At 64.8% G+C, this 17,218-nt stretch carries 15 protein-coding genes; 8 read left to right on the forward strand and 7 right to left on the reverse strand.

The features are described from left to right. Window positions 1–114: 114 nt before the first annotated feature. On the reverse strand, window positions 115–1,758 hold the full coding sequence (locus LB518_RS06840) for a GMC family oxidoreductase (protein WP_224574791.1): 1,644 nt from the start codon (window positions 1,756–1,758) through the stop codon (window positions 115–117). Continuing rightward, window positions 1,755–2,828 carry an alcohol dehydrogenase catalytic domain-containing protein gene (locus LB518_RS06845; RefSeq protein WP_224574793.1) on the reverse strand — a complete coding sequence of 358 codons (1,074 nt, stop codon included), beginning with the start codon at window positions 2,826–2,828 and terminating at the stop codon, window positions 1,755–1,757. The genes LB518_RS06840 and LB518_RS06845 overlap by 4 nt, the downstream gene beginning before the upstream one ends. A 252-nt stretch (window positions 2,829–3,080) precedes the next feature. On the opposite strand from LB518_RS06845, the gene LB518_RS06850 reads away from it, so the two are divergent. The 4 genes from LB518_RS06850 to murJ all read left to right on the forward strand — a co-directional run bounded on the left by LB518_RS06850 (window position 3,081) and on the right by murJ (window position 8,453). After that, window positions 3,081–3,479 (forward strand): hypothetical protein, encoded by a 399-nt coding sequence (locus LB518_RS06850; protein WP_224574795.1) that lies wholly within the window; start codon window positions 3,081–3,083, stop codon window positions 3,477–3,479. 176 nt (window positions 3,480–3,655) lie between these two features. Further along, window positions 3,656–6,208: an arylsulfatase gene (locus LB518_RS06855; protein WP_224574797.1), complete on the forward strand. Its 2,553-nt coding sequence runs from the start codon at window positions 3,656–3,658 to the stop codon at window positions 6,206–6,208. Window positions 6,209–6,457: 249 nt separating this feature from the next. Continuing rightward, window positions 6,458–6,706: a hypothetical protein gene (locus LB518_RS06860; RefSeq protein ID WP_224574799.1), complete on the forward strand. Its 249-nt coding sequence runs from the start codon at window positions 6,458–6,460 to the stop codon at window positions 6,704–6,706. A gap of 103 nt (window positions 6,707–6,809) precedes the next feature. Continuing rightward, a complete protein-coding gene (gene murJ / locus LB518_RS06865) occupies window positions 6,810–8,453 on the forward strand; it encodes a murein biosynthesis integral membrane protein MurJ (RefSeq protein WP_224574801.1) in 1,644 nt (547 codons plus the stop codon). A gap of 9 nt (window positions 8,454–8,462) precedes the next feature. Here the strand turns inward: murJ and LB518_RS06870 are convergent, their stop codons facing one another. After that, window positions 8,463–8,921, reverse strand: a complete 459-nt coding sequence (locus LB518_RS06870) for a low affinity iron permease family protein (RefSeq protein WP_224574802.1) — start codon at window positions 8,919–8,921, stop codon at window positions 8,463–8,465. Between the two features lie 75 nt (window positions 8,922–8,996). Continuing rightward, window positions 8,997–9,854, reverse strand: coding sequence for an SDR family oxidoreductase (locus LB518_RS06875; RefSeq protein WP_224574804.1), 858 nt, complete (start codon window positions 9,852–9,854; stop codon window positions 8,997–8,999). 233 nt (window positions 9,855–10,087) lie between these two features. Here LB518_RS06875 and LB518_RS06880 point away from each other — a divergent pair, with 233 nt between their 5' ends. Next, entirely contained in the window at window positions 10,088–10,585 is a 498-nt protein-coding gene (locus LB518_RS06880) for a YciE/YciF ferroxidase family protein (protein ID WP_224574805.1), read from the forward strand. A 137-nt stretch (window positions 10,586–10,722) separates the two neighbouring features. Next, the gene (locus tag LB518_RS06885) at window positions 10,723–11,499 is read left to right on the forward strand and encodes an SDR family oxidoreductase (protein WP_224574807.1); all 777 of its coding nucleotides are present in this window, start codon (window positions 10,723–10,725) and stop codon (window positions 11,497–11,499) included. Between the two features lie 6 nt (window positions 11,500–11,505). Here the strand turns inward: LB518_RS06885 and LB518_RS06890 are convergent, their stop codons facing one another. From LB518_RS06890 to LB518_RS06900, 3 genes are all read right to left on the reverse strand, one after another. Continuing rightward, window positions 11,506–12,693: a pyridoxal phosphate-dependent aminotransferase gene (locus LB518_RS06890; RefSeq protein WP_224574809.1), complete on the reverse strand. Its 1,188-nt coding sequence runs from the start codon at window positions 12,691–12,693 to the stop codon at window positions 11,506–11,508. Between the two features lie 342 nt (window positions 12,694–13,035). Continuing rightward, on the reverse strand, window positions 13,036–13,518 hold the full coding sequence (greA, locus tag LB518_RS06895) for a transcription elongation factor GreA (RefSeq protein WP_224574811.1): 483 nt from the start codon (window positions 13,516–13,518) through the stop codon (window positions 13,036–13,038). Between the two features lie 259 nt (window positions 13,519–13,777). Beyond that, window positions 13,778–14,689, reverse strand: coding sequence for a LysR family transcriptional regulator (locus LB518_RS06900; protein WP_224574813.1), 912 nt, complete (start codon window positions 14,687–14,689; stop codon window positions 13,778–13,780). 286 nt (window positions 14,690–14,975) lie between these two features. Here LB518_RS06900 and LB518_RS06905 point away from each other — a divergent pair, with 286 nt between their 5' ends. Together LB518_RS06905 and LB518_RS06910 are read left to right on the forward strand one after the other, a co-directional pair. After that, a complete protein-coding gene (locus LB518_RS06905) occupies window positions 14,976–15,857 on the forward strand; it encodes an NmrA family NAD(P)-binding protein (protein WP_224574815.1) in 882 nt (293 codons plus the stop codon). A gap of 249 nt (window positions 15,858–16,106) precedes the next feature. Continuing rightward, entirely contained in the window at window positions 16,107–17,105 is a 999-nt protein-coding gene (locus tag LB518_RS06910) for a phosphotransferase (protein WP_224574817.1), read from the forward strand. The last annotated feature ends 113 nt before the right edge of the window (window positions 17,106–17,218 follow it).

Raw genomic sequence — 17,218 nt, forward strand, 5'->3', positions numbered from 1 at the left:
AAGCTGCGTGCTCCAATCCTCGCCCGTTGCTCTGGCAGGCCATTGCAGCGGACAGACACTTTAGCGGTATTTGCGCATTACTGGACCCGAAAAAAATCCGGGCCCCTCAGCTTGTCATGCGATGGCGGCAGCCGGTCCGGATGCGGCGGCGTCTGCCGCTATGAAATCGACAGCACGGCTCGCCAGCGCCATGACCGGCGCATTGGTGTTGCCGGAGGGAATCGCCGGCATCGCGGCGCAGTCGATCACCCGAAGGCCCTCGACGCCGCGCACGCGCAGCCGCGTGTCGAGCACTGCGTCCGGATCGCGGTCTTGGCCCATTCGGGCCGTGCCCACGGGGTGGTAGTTGGTCTTGACCGTCTGGCCGCAATAGGCGGCGAGCGCCGCGTCGTCGACGGTCGTCGCGCCCGGCAGCAATTCGGTGCCGATCTTCTCGCCCAGCGGCGCGGTCGCGAGCAGCTTTCGCGCGAACCGCAGCGAAGCGATCGTCAGGCGGAGGTCGTCCGCATCGCCGAAAAAGTTCGCATCCACCAGCGGCATCGCATCTGGATCGGTGGAGCGCAGCTTGACGCTGCCGCGCGCCTTCGGCCGCAGCAGGCATGATGTGAGCGTGACGCCATGGGTCGGCTCGGCCGAGGACACGTCGCGATCGAGATAGACGATCGGCGCGCAATAGAGCTGGATCGTCGGCCGCTCGCCGCCGTCGGGATCGTAGAACAGGCAGGACTCGATGCCGGTCGTGGTAACGGGCCCGGTGTTGAAGAGAAGATATTGCAGGCCGTTGCGGATCATGCTCCAGCCCTTGTCCTGGCCGAAATAGCCGCTCGCCGCCTTGGTGGTGGCAATGACGGGAACCTCGTGATGGTCCTGCAGCATGGCGCCGACCGGAAGATCGGCGACGACGTCAAGGCCGTGCTCCTTGAGATGCGCCGCGGGGCCGATGCCGGAGAGCATCAGCAGCTTGGCGGTGTTGTACGTGCCGGCCGCGACTAGCACTTCGCGCGTTGCCGTGGCCGAACCGGAGCCGCTCGCCCCAGTCCAGGCGATGCCCGTGGCCCGTTTCCCTGTGAAGAGAATCTTGTCGACGCGGGCGCCGGTGATGACAGTGAGGCGCGGATCGCCCTTGACGGCGGAAAGAAACGCCGTGACGGCGTCGCAGCGCTCCATGCGGCCGTTCAGAAGGCCCATGGTGTGCTGCATCACGCCGACGCCGGCCTGCCGGGCGCCGTTGAAATCGGGATTATAGGGAATGCCGGCGCCCTGGGCTGTCAGGATATAGTCCTGGGTCGTGTCGCAGAGGCTCCCCGGATCGGAGACGAGCAGACCACCATCGATGCCGTGATAGGCGTCGTTGAATTTCGAATTGCGCTCAAGGGCTCGGAAATGCGGCAGGAGATCGTCATAGGACCACCCGGTGCCCCCGCCGAGCATGGCGTCCCAGCCGTCATAGTCCTGGCGCTGGCCACGCATATAGACCATGGCGTTGACAGCGCTGCCGCCGCCGAGTGCCCGCGCTTGCGGCACGATCGGCGCGCGCCCGCCCAATCTGGGCTGCGCCACGGTTTTGTGCATCTCGAGGTAATCGTCGCGGCCGAGATATTTCATGTAGCCGGCCGGCATGCGCATCACGCGGGCCGTCTTCGCCGGCCCGCGCTCGACCAGAAGCACGCGAAAGCCATGATCGCGCACCAGCCGCATCGCCGCCACGCAGGCGGCCGTACCGCCGCCAGCGATGATGTAGTCGTAGCTGTCGCTCATGTATTGGGCCGGTAGCCGGGGCGCATCAGCACTTTGATCGAATCGAGGGAAACCGCCATCTTCAGCGCCTCGTCCCAGTCCTCGAGCGCATAGGAATGCGTGACGATGCCCTGCGAGGTGACGAGCCCGCGCGACAGCAGGTCGATGGCAATCGGATAGCAGTAGGGACCAAGATGCGCGCCGCGGATGTCGAGTTCCTTGCGGTCGCCGATGATCGACCAGTCGGCAGTCGTCTCGGAGCCGAACACCGAGAACTCGACGAACCGGCCGAGCTTGCGGATCACCTTCAAGCCTTGTGTGACGCCGCTCGGATGGCCAGTGTTTTCGATATAGACGTCGCAGCCGTAACCGCCTGTCAGCCCGCGGACGATCGCGTCGGCATCCTCGCGGCCTGGATTGATGACGAGATCGGCGCCATAGCGCCGCGCCAGCGCCAGGCGTTCGTCGACCATGTCGATGACGATGAGTTTCTTCGGCGTCTTCAGCCGCGCGACCTGCGTCATGAGCAGGCCAAGCGGCCCGGCGCCCGCGATCACCACGACATCGTCGAGCTGGATATCGCCACGATTGACCGTGTGGATGGCACAGGAAAGCGGCTCGATGATCGCAGCATCCTCGAGCGGCATGTCGGCCGGAATCTTGTGCACGATCGATGTCGCCGGATAAAGCATGTATTCGGCGATGCCGCCATCGGCGACCTGCCGCTGGAAGCCGAAGATGTTGTGCACTTCGCACATCCAGTATTGTCCTGAACGGCAGAAACGGCAGCGATCGCATGGCACGATCTGCTCGGCGATCGCCATGTCGCCGATCTTGATGCCGTGATACTCGCCAGCGCCCTCGCCGAGCGCTTCGACCGTGCCGAAGAACTCATGGCCGGGGATGACCGGCGGCTTCACATAAGGGCTGTCACCGCCCCAGAACATCGGCGCGCCGGCCCAGCATTTGCAGTCGCCGGCGCAGATGCCGCAGGCGGCAATGCGCACGACGATCTCGCGCGGTCCCGGTTCCGGTTTGCCGACCCGCTCGACGCGATAGTCTCGGGGGCCGTGGCAAACCACGGCGGTCATCGTTCTGTCCAGTCTCGTCATGGCTCCACCCCTTCCCGGACCGCTCTCCCTGCGGCAAACCGGGATATCACCAGACTCTAGGAAAGGCCTCCAGCGGAAGCCACGATCAATCTTCCCTCGACCTGTACTTTCTTGCGCCGACCGGTACCGATTTGGCCCTTTTTGAAGCGAAAGCCGCCAATACGACCGCCGGTGGCGAAGGCAGACGTCCCGTCGACACGGACGATGTGCGCATCGATCGAATGAAAGCCCTTGAAGTGGGAAATTTTCCCACATACTATAGGGGTGTCGATTGAATGTGGTGCCACGCTCTCAGGCCGATCACCGCGAGCGCAGGAGATGGTTGTGCTGGCAGCAGGGAAGTTTGCGGTGTCGATGATCCCGGCCCGTTCCTGGAGCGAGCCGAAAGCGATCGATGCAGGTCCAGCGCTCTTGCCGCTCTTTTGCGCGGCGGATGCCGGGCAGGCTCAGCGCATTGTGGCCCGCCGCTTCCAGCCTCGCCTCGCCGCCGGGTTCGATGAAACGGCTGGCGACGGACTGCGGGACTTCGATCGCATCGCTTCCCCTTTCTCCAGCCCCGCATTTGCCATTGCGCTTGTTCTGTCGGCGGCGATGTCCCTCCTCATCCTTTCGGTGCTTCTGCTGCGCTAAAGCGGTAGCCCTGCGGCGTCTGCCGTGTCGGGAAAGGGCAAACCCAATTCTTCCGCGACTGCTAGACCTCCTCGAATGCAGCGCCTTTGGCTCGGCCGCCTTTGACTCTCGTCAAGGCGGGGGCCGGCCGGGCGGCGCAACACTGCAGACTGCGTCTCGAGATTCGGGGGAATGTCATGAGCGCTTTGAAACTGCGGATGATGGCGGGCGCCTTGGCCCTGCTGGCCTTCGAGCCGATATCCCTGGCGTGGGGGCAGCAGGCGACCCTGCCGGCTGGGCGGCCTGAGGCCCTGCAGACGACCGGCACGCCGGGCGCCCCGAATGCGACCACGACGGTGGATGGCCGCGTGCTGCCCAATCCGCCGGCGCCATTTGCCGGGCGCATCGATCTCAATGCCCTGCAGTCGGCCGCCGCCTGGGCGCCGCGCATCGTGCCGCCGAAGGGTGCGCCCAACATCCTCCTGATCATGACGGATGATGTCGGCTTTGCCGCGCCGTCGACCTTTGGCGGCGTGATCCCGACGCCGTCGCTCGATCGCATCGCCAATGCCGGCCTGCGCTACACCAATTTCCACTCGACCGCGCTCTGCTCGCCGACAAGAGCCGCGCTGATCACCGGCAAGAACCATCATTCGGTCGGCTTCGGCGTCGTTGCCGAGCAGTCGACCGGCTTTCCGGGCTACAACGCGACGATCGGGCCTGAGAACGCCACGATCGGGCGCATCCTCATCGAGAACGGCTACCGCACCGCCTGGATTGGCAAGAACCACAATACGCCGGATTATGCCCAGACACAGGCCGGCCCCTTCGACCAGTGGCCGAACGGCATGGGTTTCGAGCATTATTACGGCTTCAATGGCGGCGACACGAGCCAGTGGCAGCCGAACCTCTTCCTGAACACGACGCAGATCTATCCCTTCCAGGGCAATCCGAAGTGGAACCTGATCACGGCGATGGCTGACGATGCCATCGACTGGATGGATCAGCTGAATTCCATCGATCCCAGCCTGCCGTTCTTCCTCTATTACGTCCCCGGCGGCACGCATGCGCCGCATCATCCGACGCCCGAATGGATCGACAAGATCCACGCCATGCATCTCTTCGACGGTGGCTGGAACAAGCTGCGCGACACGATCTTCGCCAATCAGAAGAAGCTCGGCGTCATCCCGCAGTCGGCGCAGCTGACGGCCTGGCCGGACGGCCTGCTGAAGTCCTGGGACCAGCTGAACGACGCTGACCGGAAGCTCTTCATCCGCCAGGCCGAGGTCTACGCCGCCTATCTCGCTTATACCGATCATGAGATCGGTCGCGTGATCCAGGCGGTCCAGGATATGGGCAAGCTCGACAACACGCTGATCATCTATATCAGCGGCGATAACGGCGCCTCGGCCGAGGGAACGCTCAACGGCACGCCGAATGAGGGGCTTTCGTTCAACGGCGTCGATCTGCCGGTCGATGTCCAGATGAAGTGGTACGATGCCTGGGGCAGCGACCAGACCTATCCGCATATGGCAGTTCCGTGGGCCTGGGCCTTCGATACGCCGTTCAAATGGACCAAGCAGATCGCGTCCTATTTTGGCGGCACCCGCCAGGGCATGGCGATCTCGTGGCCGGCCGTGATCACCGACAAGGGCGGCATCCGCAACCAGTTCAGCCATGTGATCGACATCGTCCCGACGTTGCTCGAGGCGACCGGCATTCCGGCGCCAGCCGTCGTCGACGGCGTGGCGCAAAAGCCGATCGAAGGCACCAGCCTCGCCTATACCTTCGACAAGGCCAGTGCCGGCGTCCCGACCCGTCATCACACGCAGTATTTCGAGATGTTCGGCATGCGCGCGCTCTGGCACGACGGCTGGATGCTGTCGACGCCGCCGCTCAACATGCCCTGGGACCTTTCGGGCCCTGGCATTCCTGACCCGGCCGGCGCCTTCAAATGGGAACTCTACGACACCAGCAAGGACTGGACGCAGGCGAACGATGTCGCCGCAGCCAACCCGGCCAAGCTGCGCGAGATGCAGGACAGGCTCTGGACCGAGCTTGCCTCGCATCAGGTGCTGCCGCTTGATTCGTCGCTCGCAACCCGCGTCGTCAGCCCGCGGCCAAGCGTGACGGCAGGCCGGTCCGAATTCGATTATTCGGGCCGTCGCTTGACCGGCATTCCCCGCTCGGCGGCTCCGAACCCTCTCAATACGTCCTATACAATCAAGGCCGACATTACCGTTCCGGAGGGCGGTGCCGAAGGCATGATCAACACGCTCGGCGGCCGCTTCGGCGGCTATGGCCTCTATCTGCTCAAGGGCAAGCCGGTCTTCGTCTGGAACCTGCTCGGTCTCAAGGAGGTGCGCTGGGAGGGGCCGGCTACCCTCACTGCGGGCAAGCACAGCCTCGAATTCGACTTCGCCTATGACGGGCTCGGCTTCGTCACGCTCGCCTTCAACGACACCTCGGGCATCGGTCATGGCGGCACGGGAACCTTCAAGGTCGATGGTGCCGTCGTTGCCGAGCAGAAGATGGATCGCACGGTGCCGCTGCTGCTGCCCCTCGACGAGAGCTTCGACATCGGCGCCGACACGTTGACAGGCGTTACTGCCGATTATCAGGTGCCGTTCGATTTCACAGGCACGATCGACAGTCTCAGGATCACGCTCGACCCGCCGAAGCTCACGCCCGAGCAGGAAGCGGGGCTGAAGGCGAAGCTCGACGCCAGTCTCATGAAGGCCAACGACTGATGGCAGGACCCCGGCCGAGTGCGGCCGGGGTCCCTTCCAGGATCAAACCACCCGGCGTCCGCTGACAGGGTTCGGCGGCGCCCGAAAACGTGCCATACTGTTTTTTATCAGGTCCACGCCACCAGCGGCAACGCTTTGGCTTGGGCCGCGTTGAACGACACGAACGGCTTCAAGCCGACGATACCAATCGAGAGCCCGGCAGCAGCGCCGCACCCATCGATGCGCGTTCTGCTGCATAAGGGTATCAGCATGTTTTCGCTTTTTCAGAATCTCGCCAGCCTTGCCTTCGAATCGCAACAGGTCATCTTCCTGCGCACCATGAAGATGGCGGCCGGCGGACCAGGCGCCGAGGCGGAGGCGCGGCTGATGGTGGCTGAAAAGCTGGCCGCGGCCGAGGACGCCACGATGGCCCTGATGTCGGGCAAGGCGGTCGATCACGTTGTCGCATCCTATCGCCGCCGCGTCCGCGCCAATTCCCGCCGCCTGATGAAGGGCTGAATCCGGTCATCGGCGAGCGGGGCTTTATGACGCTCGCCGCCCGCGGCTGTTTTCACCTAATGTCCCGGCAGATGGCGCCGAATCGCGCGCCGGGAACATTCGAGTGGCCAAGATCCAGCCCGAACAATCCGCGCCCAGCCGGGCTCGCACCATCGGCATCGCCTCGGCGATCTGGGCGAGTTCGATCTTCCTGTCGCGCATCATCGGCCTCGTGCGCGAGCAGATCGTCGGGCGCACGCTCGGCGCCAGCCGCCAGGCCGATCTCTATTTCGCTTCTTTCACGCTGCCGGATTTCCTGAATTACCTGCTCGCGGCCGGGGCGCTTTCGATCGTCTTCATCCCGATCTTCCTCGCCCATGTGCAGCGCGGCGAGGAGGAGGGCGGCTGGAAGGCGTTCAGCGTCATCGCGAATTTCATGCTTCTCGCGGGCACGGTCGGTATCGTGCTGCTGATGGTGTTCGCGCGCCCGCTGGCCGGCGTCGTCGCCCCGGGGTTCAACGATCCGGCCGAGGTCGATACGCTGGTTCGCCTGATGCGGATCATCCTGCCGGCGCAGTTCTTCCATGTCATTGGCGGGCTGCTGTCGGCGACGCTGCAGGCGCAGGATCGCCATGTCCTGCCCGCCATGGCGCCGCTCGTCTATTCGGTGGGGATCATCGCCGGCGGTCTCGTCGGCGCTTATCTCGGCTGGGGTGCCGACGGCTTTGCATGGGGCGTTCTGGCCGGCTCGATCATCGGACCGTTCGGCTTGCCGCTCTATGGCTGCCTCAAGGGCCATATGCGCTGGTATCCGATGCTGTCCTTCCGCAATCCGGATCTGCGCCGTTATCTCATCCTGTCGCTGCCGATCATGATCGGCTTTTCGATCGTGCTGGTCGACCAGTGGATCATCAAGAACCAGGCCTCCTATCTGGCGGCGGGTGAGCTTTCCTATCTGCAATATGCGCGCACGCTGATGAATGTGCCGATCGGCGTCTTCGGCATGGCCGTCGGCGTCGCGGCCTATCCCTCGCTGAGCCGCATGGTCGCCGCCGGCAGTATTCCCGAGGCTTATGGCGTTCTCGTCCATGCCGTCCGGCTGATGCTGGTCGCGACCTTCGCGGCCGAGGTGTGCATGACACTTGCCGGCGTCGAGGCCGTCTATCTCGTCTGGGGCGCCTTCGCGAGCCGCTTCAGCGCGGCAGATGCGGTCGCGACCGGCACGGTGCTGGCTTATATGAGCCTCGGCCTCTGCGGCTGGGCGGCCCAGACGCTAATCAGCCGCGGCTTCTACGCTCTCGGGAGCACCTGGGTGCCGACCATTGTCGGCACGGCGGTCACCGTCCTCCTGATCCCGCTCTATGTCGTGCTGCGCCAGCAGGGGGGTGCGATCGGCCTCGCCATCGCCAGCTCGGTCGCCATCATCGTCTATGTGCTCGTGCTCGGCTGGCTGCAGCGGCGGCGCTTCGAGCGCGAGGCGCGTGAGCGCGGGCTCACGCTTAGCACGGCTCCCGGCATGATCGACGGTGCATGGCGCTCGGGGTTGGCCGCGGCGATCGCCATCGCCATCGGCCTGCTGCTCCGCCATTTTCTGCTGCAATGGCTGCCGGGCCTGCATGTCGGCGTCGCCATACTGCGGGCGGTCGTCCTCTGCGGTGTCGGCGTCGGTATCTATGCCGTCCTCGCGCGCCGGCTCGGCATGCATGAATTCGGCGAGCTGACGGCGACGGTGATGGCCCGGCTGCGGCGGCGTCGCAGGTCGGCCTGACGTAGCGGGCTAGACCGCGTATCCCCGCGCGCGCCGTTCTTGTTTCGCACGGTCCAGCACAACACTGGTGCGGCGCGCCATATCCTCGCAGCGCAGATGCAGCCGCTCGAGCTCCTCATCCGTGAGCTTCTCGATCCCCATGAACTCATCCTCGGCATTGGAGGAGCGGATCAGCTCGTCGAGTTTGGTCTGCACGGCAGCGCCGTCGCGGTTCTGCGTATTCTGGATCAGGAAAACCATCAGGAAGGTGATGATGGTGGTGCTGGTGTTGATGACGAGCTGCCACGTCTCGGAGAAACCGAAGACCGGTCCGGAGACCGCCCAGATCACGACGCCCGCGACGCAGAGGAGGAAGGCGAAAGGACTGCCAGTCGCCCGGGCGGTCCGGTTGGCGAACGTCGCGAAGAGCTTGTCGAGCTTCATGGTTTGGGGCACCGGGTCGGCGGTGGAAAGCCCTGGTGCCGTCATGGCGGCAGGCGCTCCCCAGCGTCACCTTGACAACGGCCTGGCCGGGAGCCCGGTTCCCCCGACGGACAGCCGACCCTAGAGGATTGGCTTCCCGCCTGTGACAGCGATGGTCGCGCCCGAAACATAGCTCGAGAGCGGGTCGGCCAGCATCACATAAGCTGTTGCGAGCTCGGCCGGCTGGCCCGGCCGCTGCATGGGAACCTGCTTGCCGAAATTGGTGACCTTGTCCTCAGGCATGGTCGAGGGAATGAGCGGCGTCCAGATCGGGCCCGGCGCGACGCTGTTGGCGCGAATCCCCTTCTCGGCGAGGAGCTGCGCCAGTCCGGCCGTGAAGTTCTGGATCGCCCCCTTGGTCGTGGCATAGGCGAGGAGGTGCGGGCTCGGACTGTCCGAATTGATCGACGCCGTGTTGATGATCGACGACCCGGGCTTCATGTGGGGGACGGCTGCCTTGGTCAGGTAGAACATCGCATGGATGTTCACCCGGAAGGTCAGGTCCCATTCCTCGTCGCTGATATCCTCGATCGCACTGAAGCTCGCCTGATGCGCGGCATTGTTGACGAGGATGTCGATGCCGCCGAGTTGCTCCACGGCCTTGGCGATGATGGCCCGGCAATGCGCCGGATCCTGGATGTCTCCTGCCACCAGCACGGCCTTGCGGCCTTCCGCTTCGATCAGCTTGCGGGTCGCCTCGGCATCGGCGTCCTCGTTGAGATAGGCGATGAGCACGTCGGCGCCCTCGCGGGCATAGGCGATCGCAACCGCACGGCCGATGCCGCTGTCGCCGCCGGTGATGACGGCCTTCATGCCCTTGAGGCGGCCGGAGCCCTTATAGCTCGTTTCGCCATGATCAGGCACGGGATCCATGCTCGCGGTCGCGCCCGGCATCGGCTGTGGCTGCTTCGGGAAAGGCGGTCTCGGATAGGCGTTCATGGTTCTCGTCTCCTCGTCTGATCGATGATGGATCGGCATGAAGCGGGCGTCGCGCAGCTGCCGTTATCCGTCCAATCCGACCGGCCGCCGAATGTTCCGAAACCCGTCGATGCGCTCATCATGACGATGCGATGGAACGTCTGGCGGCTTCGGCGACTTGTAGACTCGACGGCCGTCGACCGCATCTTGCGAAGACTGTGCCGGCATCATCCCATACTGACGGAGAGTCACCCATGGCCAAGCAGCCCAAGGACTTGAACGACCTTTTCCTTGAAACGCTCAAGGATATCTATTTCGCCGAGAAGCAGATCCTCCGCGCCCTGCCGAAGATGGCCAAGGCCGCGCAGTCGACCGAGCTGACCGCCGCTTTCGAGAAGCACCGCGACGAGACCGAGACCCATGTCGAGCGCCTCGAGCAGGTTTTCGAGCTGGTTGGCAAGCCGGCGCGTGGCAAGACCTGCGAGGCCATCCTCGGCATCGTCGAGGAAGGCAAGGAGATCATGGAGGATTTCGCCGGCACGGCGGCGCTTGATCCCGGCCTCGTCGCCGCCGCGCAGGCCGTCGAGCATTACGAGATGGCCCGCTATGGCACGTTGCGCGCCTGGGCCCAGCAGCTCGGCATGAAGGATGCGGTTGCGCTCCTGGATGCGACGCTGGGCGAGGAAAAGGCGACCGATGCCGCCCTTTCGAAGCTCGGCACGGCCGCGCTCAACCAGAAGGCCGCTGCCTGATCGAGCTAGGCGCCGGCGACGGGCGGGAGGGGCCTGGCCCCCGCCCGTCGCCGATGTCGCGGCGCGCATCATGCGCGTCGAACCTCAATCGGCGACTTTCACAGACCGCGCGGCCATCGGCGGCTCAGGAGCACCCCATGGAACTTCACGGCAAGGTTTCGCTCGTCACGGGCGCGGGCAGCGGCATCGGCCGGGCCGCGGCGCTGAAGCTCGCCGATGCGGGCTCGGACGTCGCCGTCATCAGCCGCTCGCCGGACGAGATCGCCGAGGTTGCCGCCGAGATCGAGCGACGCGGCCGCCGCGCGATCGCGATTCCGGCCGACATCGCCGACGCCGAAGCGATGGAGGCGGCCGTCGAACGTATCGTTGCCGAACTCGGCGGCCTCGATGTCGTCTTCGCGAATGCCGGCATCAATGGCGTCTGGGCGCCGCTGCATGAGCTTTCGCCAGAGGATTGGGACGCGACCAGCCGCATCAACCTGCGCGGCACGTTCCTGACGCTGCGCTACACGGTTCCGGTGATGCTCGAGACCGGCGGCTCGATCATCATCACCTCCTCGATCAACGGGACACGCACCTTCACCACGCCAGGCGCATCGGCCTATGCCACGACCAAGGCTGGACAACTGGCGCTCGGCCAGATGGCGGCGCTGGAGTTGGCGCGCTACCGCATCCGCGTCAACGTGATCTGCCCCGGCGCGATCGAGACCGAGATCGACGACAACACCGAAAAACAGGGGGCCGAGCCGCCTGTCCCGGCGGAGTTCCCTGAAGGGACCGTACCGCTGACGCACGGCGCGCCCGGCAGCAGCGACGAAGTGGCCGACCTCGTACTCTTTCTCGCGTCCGAACGCTCGCGCCACATCACAGGCACCCCGATCTGGATCGATGGCGGCCAGTCGCTGCTGGTTTGATCGATCTCAGCGCAGGAAGCTGCGCAACCGGTCGAGCCCATCCTCGATCTTTTCGGGAGCGGCCGCGAAGCACCAGCGCAGCCAGCCTTCGCCTTCCGGCCCGAAGGCGCTGCCGGGCGCGAGCCCAAGGCCAACCTCCTCGACGAGGTCGCGGGCCAGGGCCATGCAGTCGGGGCGGCCCTCGATGCGGAAGAAGGCATACATCGCGCCGTCCGCTTCCGGAATCTCGACCCCGCCAAGCGATTTCAGCCCATCGACGAGCAGCGAGCGCGAATGCGCGAGATCGGCGCGGAACCGGCTGACCTCGCCTTCGCTCCGCGCATCCGAAACGGCGGCGAGTGCGCCATGCTGGGTGAAGTCCGGCAGGCAGGACGTGTTGAACTCGATGACCTTGGCGAGATCGTTCATCATGGCACGCGGCGCCGTGATCCAGCCGGCGCGCCATCCGGTCATGCGCCACGCCTTGGAGAAGCTGTTGACGACGATCAGCCGATCCTCGGCATCGGCGATGGCGAGCATCGACGGCGCCGTTTCGACGCCAGGCCGGAAGACGAGGCGCTCATAGACATCGTCGGAAAGAATCCAGATGCCATGGTGCCGGCAATGCGCGAGGAGCGCCGCCTGGTCCTCAGCCTCGATCGTCCATCCCGTCGGGTTATTGGGCGAGTTGACGATGAGGAGGCGCGTCTCCGGCGTCAGCGCGTCGATCAGCCGCTCGACATCGAGACGCCAGCGGCCGTTCTCGATGACCAGTGCATGGCGGACGACGTCAGCGCCCATGATCCGCGGCATTTCCGCAATGTTCGGCCAGATCGGCGTCACGACCACGACCCGGTCTCCCGGTGAGACGAGCATCTGCGACGTCAGCATCAATCCGGAATCGCCCGAACCGACGACGGCAATACGCTCTTCGTCGAGCGCGATGCCATGCAGGGCGTTGCTGTAGCGGGCGATGGCGCTGCGCAGCGCCGGACGGCCGAGATTTTGCGAATAGAAGGTTTCCTGCCGCTTCAGCGAGGCGATCGCGGCATCGGAAATGAAATCCGGCGTCGGCTGGTCGCTCTCGCCGAACCAGAACGTCGCCATGTCGCGTCGTCCCATGGCGGCATTGGCGATGACGCGGATCCGCGAGGCGGCGAGCGCCCGGATCTCGGGACGAGCATGCGGCGGAAAGGCAGAAGTTTCAGGCGTCATCCAAGGCTCCGTCCGGCATGGCAGGGCTGACCACGCATCATGCCGCCGCCACCGCGTCACGGCGGTTGGTTACGAGGGATCAGCCAAGGGCGCAAGCCTCAAGGGCATGCACGGGTCGAACAGGAGAGGCCGCACGGAGAGAAGGCAAATGGTGCTGCGGGCGTCGTCGCAGAGTTGCGTTATCAAACTGTAGATGCTCAGCAATCCCCAGTTTGGTTCGGGAGAAGGCCAACGGAAAGGCGGAACATATCGTTCGTTGTGAACGTCCCGTTCGGCGACCGGCCTCAACTGAACGCGCTTAAATCGTTGAAAGTCACATGGCCGGAGATAGGTCCTGGCCTCTTAACCAACGGAGAGGATCTCGAGTTCGCTGTTCCCGAATTGGACAACGTCGCCAACGCTTTTCCCAAGCAAGGCCGTCGCCACCGGAGAACCATGCGATATCGAACCCCGGGAAGGGTCGGCCTCGTCCTCGCCGACGATCCGGAACGTCTGCTGCCGACCATCGTCACGCTCGAAGGTGACGGTATGGCCGAAGGCAATCGCGTCATTCGAGGTTGGCGCCGGCACCACCTGGGCCGTGCGAACGCGTTCGGCGTAGTAACGCATATCCCGGACGGGAAGCGCCGACTGCCGCCGCCTTTCGTTGACATCCTCCAGCGCGTCAGCGGCCTCAAAAGCCTCTCGCGCCTTGGCCAGTTCATCTTGCAGCATATGGAGGCCAACCTCCGTGACGAGGTTGATGCGGTCGGAGATCGGACGAGCGGGCAGAATGGTCTCGGACGCGGCCTCGGCACTTTCTTCTTTGACAAAAGCCACGCTCAATGGACCGGTCTCCTGTCTGGGACTATCCGAACCCGACTAACGGACAGTGTGAGATAAGGCTGCAAAGCATTCGGCACAACGGCGTCCGCTCCTCGAGGCGACTGGCACGAACGATGTGAAGGCAACCGGCCTTGCCGAGCCGGCGTCGCAGCGTCAATGCCCGTCTCAACAAGGCGTTCAGCCTAGCAAGTGCTCCGGCTCTGCGCCAACTTCAGACATTCGACACGCGCCGGAACCCCGACATTCGTAACCCCATGGTTCACGCCGCCCCTGTGTCCGTTGCGATCTCCCGCACGAAGTCCAGAAAGGCCCGAACCTTTGCCGGCGGCAGGTGACGCGAGGGATAATAGGCGTAGAGCGGATACAGTTCCTCGGACCACTCCGGCAGGATCTGGACGAGGTCGCCCGCTGACAGAAGGGGCGCAAGACCCACGGCGAGGCTCTGGAAGATCCCCTGGCCTGCTATGCAGGCGGAGAGCGCAACGGAAGGATCGTCCAGCATCAGGCGGCTCGAGACCTTGACTCCGATCGACTCGCCGTTGCGTCGAAATTCCCAGGGAAACGGCAATCCGGTCTGCGGATCGCGGAACAGCAGCGCCTCATGATGGACGAGGTCGTGAGGCGAGTGCGGTTGCCCATGACGATCCAGATAGCCGGGCGAGGCCACCGTCACCACGCGCGTGTCCAGCAGTTTCCGGGCGATGAGGGACGACGTATCCGGCGGACCGAACCGCACCGCGACGTCGACGCCGGACATCATCTCCTCGCGGTAATTGCTGGTGAAGACGTCCACTGAGAGCAACGGGTGGCGCTGCAGGAACCGCTGCAGATTTGAAGCGAGCACCATGCGCGCAAACCACGGGTCCACCGACACGCGCAGCCGGCCTCGCACCACCGCCGCCGCTCCGGCAGCCTCCGACGCGGCCTCGTCGAGGCCGGCGAGCAGCGGCATCACCTGCGCGTGGAAGCGGCGTCCCTCTTCAGTGAGGCTGACCTCGCGTGGGCCGCGGTCGAACAGTCGAACGCCGACCCGCGCTTCCAGCCGTGCGACGGCTCGGCTCACGCCCGAAGGCGTCAGACCAAGCATCTCGGCAGCGCGCGCAAAATTGCCCGCTTCGGTGACGGCAGCCATGACGCCGACTCCGGTCAGCAATCGCGTGTCGAACACCATGCTTCGCGCTCCGGCTCTGACCAAGAGTGAATCTCAGTCAACATAGCACTGATACGAATGCGCGTGAATCACACCCCGGCGCGCCGTACAACATCTCCATCACGGAACCGCGGTGAAGCGTGCTGACCCAATCGAAATTTCTTCGATGCGGAAGGGGGTCGGCCACGAACGTCCAGGGCGTGCCCTTCCATGCCGAACGCGTGGTCGCGCTCTACGGCGCCGTCGAGCGCGAACTCTGTGCCGGTCTGACCTGACCGCGCACTCCCACATCCATAGGAGAACCACCATGTATGCCATCACCGGAATCACCGGCAAGGTCGGCGGCGCCCTGGCGCGTAGCCTGCTGGCCGAGAAACTGCCCGTGCGGGCCGTGCTGCGCGACGAGACCAAGGCGGCCGAGTGGCGCGCCAGGGGTTGCCAGATTGCCATCGCCGAGATGGATGATGCGGTCAGCCTCGGCGCCGCCTTCAAGGATGCGGACGGGGTCTTCATTCTACCGCCATCGCAGTTCGACCCGGAGCCAGGCTTTCCGGAAGTTCGCCGCGTCATCCACGCCGTGACCGAAGCGCTCGGCGAAACGCGTCTGGCAAAGGTCGTCTCCCTCTCGACCATCGGTGCCGACGCGCTACAAGAGAACCTGCTGTATCAGCACACGCTGATGGAGGAAGCGTTGGGCGGGCTCGGCCTTGCGGTCACATTCCTCCGGCCCGCCTGGTTCATGGAGAATGCGCAGTGGGACATTCCTGCCGCGCGCGATGAAGGCGTGCTGCGCAGTTTCCTCCAGCCGGCCGACAAGCCGTTCCCGATGATCGCGACTGAGGATGTCGGCCACACCGCCGCCCGCCTGCTGCGCGAGGACTGGGACGGAACGCGGTTTGTAGAGCTGGAAGGACCCACGCGCGTCTCCCCGAACGACATGGCCCGCGCCTTCGCCGCCGCGCTGGGGCATCCGGTGTCGGTCGAGATCGTGCCGCGCGAGGCATGGGAGGGCATCTTCCGCGCGCAGGGTACGCAAAACCCCACGCCCCGGATCCGCATGATCGACGGCTTCAACGAAGGCTGGATCGACTTTGCCGATCACGGCCGTGGGGCGCGGAAGGGGACCATCACCATTGAGACCGTCATCGCCGAGCTGGTGAAGGCCAGTCGCGGCAAAGCTCTCGCCTGAGCTGCAGCTCAGCAGGCATCGGGGAGACAGTGGCAACCGTCAGCTCTCGCCCGTCGCCATGGCGAGCTTAACGTGCGACTTTTGAAACAGACGTTTCGCTGGTTTCTTTCGCAAGAGCGATCTGTTGGCGGAATTAAGAACACCTGAACCTGTGTGCCGACAACGAGATCACGGCCAGCCTCGAAACGTGTTTGATCTGACGGTCGTAGTGGATCAAGACGGTGGCCGAATGTCTGCGGGGCCCGAAAGGTGACCGACCCATCCACATCGTTCATCGCCGAGCCGGCGACCCATCCGGCGCTGCTAAGAACGCTGACGGCCGCCGGTTTGCCTGCGACCGGACGCTTTCTTCAAACATCCGGTTGGGTCAGCCGTGTCTGGGTGGGTGATGAATATGTTGTTCGATTGAACAAGGACCCGCGGTTCAGTGGCGCATATCGCCACGAAGCCGCGGTCGTCAGTCTGCTCATCGGCAGCGAGGTCCCGCACGCCCGGCACGTCGCCCACGGCGACGGCCCAGACGGGCCGTGGTATGTCTCAGAACGCCTGCCGGGCCGCAGCCTCAGTGACGCATGGCCGGCAGCGGATTCTTCCACGCGCCAAGCGATCATCGAAAGCCTTGGCGCTGCGTTGCGGGCTCTGCATCGCGTTCCTGTTCCGACTGGTCTGCTGCCGCCCTGGCTGGCCGACGCGCTCGACGGTGCGCCATGGCCGGCATACCACCCACCGATCGTGAGTGCGGCGCTTCAGCAGGCTGGCGCCGCCCGGCTGCGTCCCGGTCACGACCCCGGCTTACTCGCGGAGGCCGCCGAGTGGATCGAGGAGCGGCTGTCGTTGTTCGCCAACGACGAACACGTCCTCGTCCATGGCGATCTTCATGGCTCCAATGTGATCGTCGACCAGGGACACGTCACCGGTCTTGTCGACTTCGCCGAGGCGGTCGCTCAGCCAGCGGATGTGGAGCTCGATACCATCCTGCGCTGGTGCGCGAGAGCGAGCGAGTTCCCGCCCCGACCCGATGAAAAAGGCCTCGACGAGACCACGCTCGCAGAAATCCCCGCATGGCTGCGCGGCGCGTATCCGGAGCTGTTCGCGCGCGAGCATCTGCGGGAGCGCTTGAACTTCTACGACATGTACGGTGAACTCGCTCTTCACGCACACCACCCCCAGCCAGAGATGCGCGAAGCGGCGCGCGCCCGCATCGCTCGCCTGCTTTCTGGCTATAACCATCTCGATGGACTCGCCTGATAGGTCGTCGTCTTCGCGCCAGAAGCGCAAATTCGATGCGGTTATCACGTACGGCCGGCTTGGGGCCGTCAGCCGCCAGACTGCTAGTGGCGCTGTGCGCTGATTGCGTGGGT

Origin of the sequence: Mesorhizobium sp. BR1-1-16 (assembly GCF_020165495.1) — a bacterium.
GTDB lineage: Bacteria > Pseudomonadota > Alphaproteobacteria > Rhizobiales > Kaistiaceae > Kaistia.

Bases quoted from the DNA above. Each gene is read 5' to 3' on its own strand.
- LB518_RS06840 (WP_224574791.1), bottom strand. From the start codon at position 1,758: ATGAGCGACAGCTACGACTACATCATCGCTGGCGGCGGTACGGCCGCC.
- LB518_RS06845 (WP_224574793.1), bottom strand. From the start codon at position 2,828: ATGACCGCCGTGGTTTGCCACGGCCCCCGAGACTATCGCGTCGAGCGG.
- LB518_RS06855 (WP_224574797.1), top strand. From the start codon at position 3,656: ATGAGCGCTTTGAAACTGCGGATGATGGCGGGCGCCTTGGCCCTGCTG.
- LB518_RS06860 (WP_224574799.1), top strand. From the start codon at position 6,458: ATGTTTTCGCTTTTTCAGAATCTCGCCAGCCTTGCCTTCGAATCGCAA.
- LB518_RS06870 (WP_224574802.1), bottom strand. From the start codon at position 8,921: ATGACGGCACCAGGGCTTTCCACCGCCGACCCGGTGCCCCAAACCATG.
- LB518_RS06875 (WP_224574804.1), bottom strand. From the start codon at position 9,854: ATGAACGCCTATCCGAGACCGCCTTTCCCGAAGCAGCCACAGCCGATG.
- LB518_RS06880 (WP_224574805.1), top strand. From the start codon at position 10,088: ATGGCCAAGCAGCCCAAGGACTTGAACGACCTTTTCCTTGAAACGCTC.
- LB518_RS06885 (WP_224574807.1), top strand. From the start codon at position 10,723: ATGGAACTTCACGGCAAGGTTTCGCTCGTCACGGGCGCGGGCAGCGGC.
- LB518_RS06890 (WP_224574809.1), bottom strand. From the start codon at position 12,693: ATGACGCCTGAAACTTCTGCCTTTCCGCCGCATGCTCGTCCCGAGATC.
- LB518_RS06900 (WP_224574813.1), bottom strand. From the start codon at position 14,689: ATGGTGTTCGACACGCGATTGCTGACCGGAGTCGGCGTCATGGCTGCC.
- LB518_RS06905 (WP_224574815.1), top strand. From the start codon at position 14,976: ATGTATGCCATCACCGGAATCACCGGCAAGGTCGGCGGCGCCCTGGCG.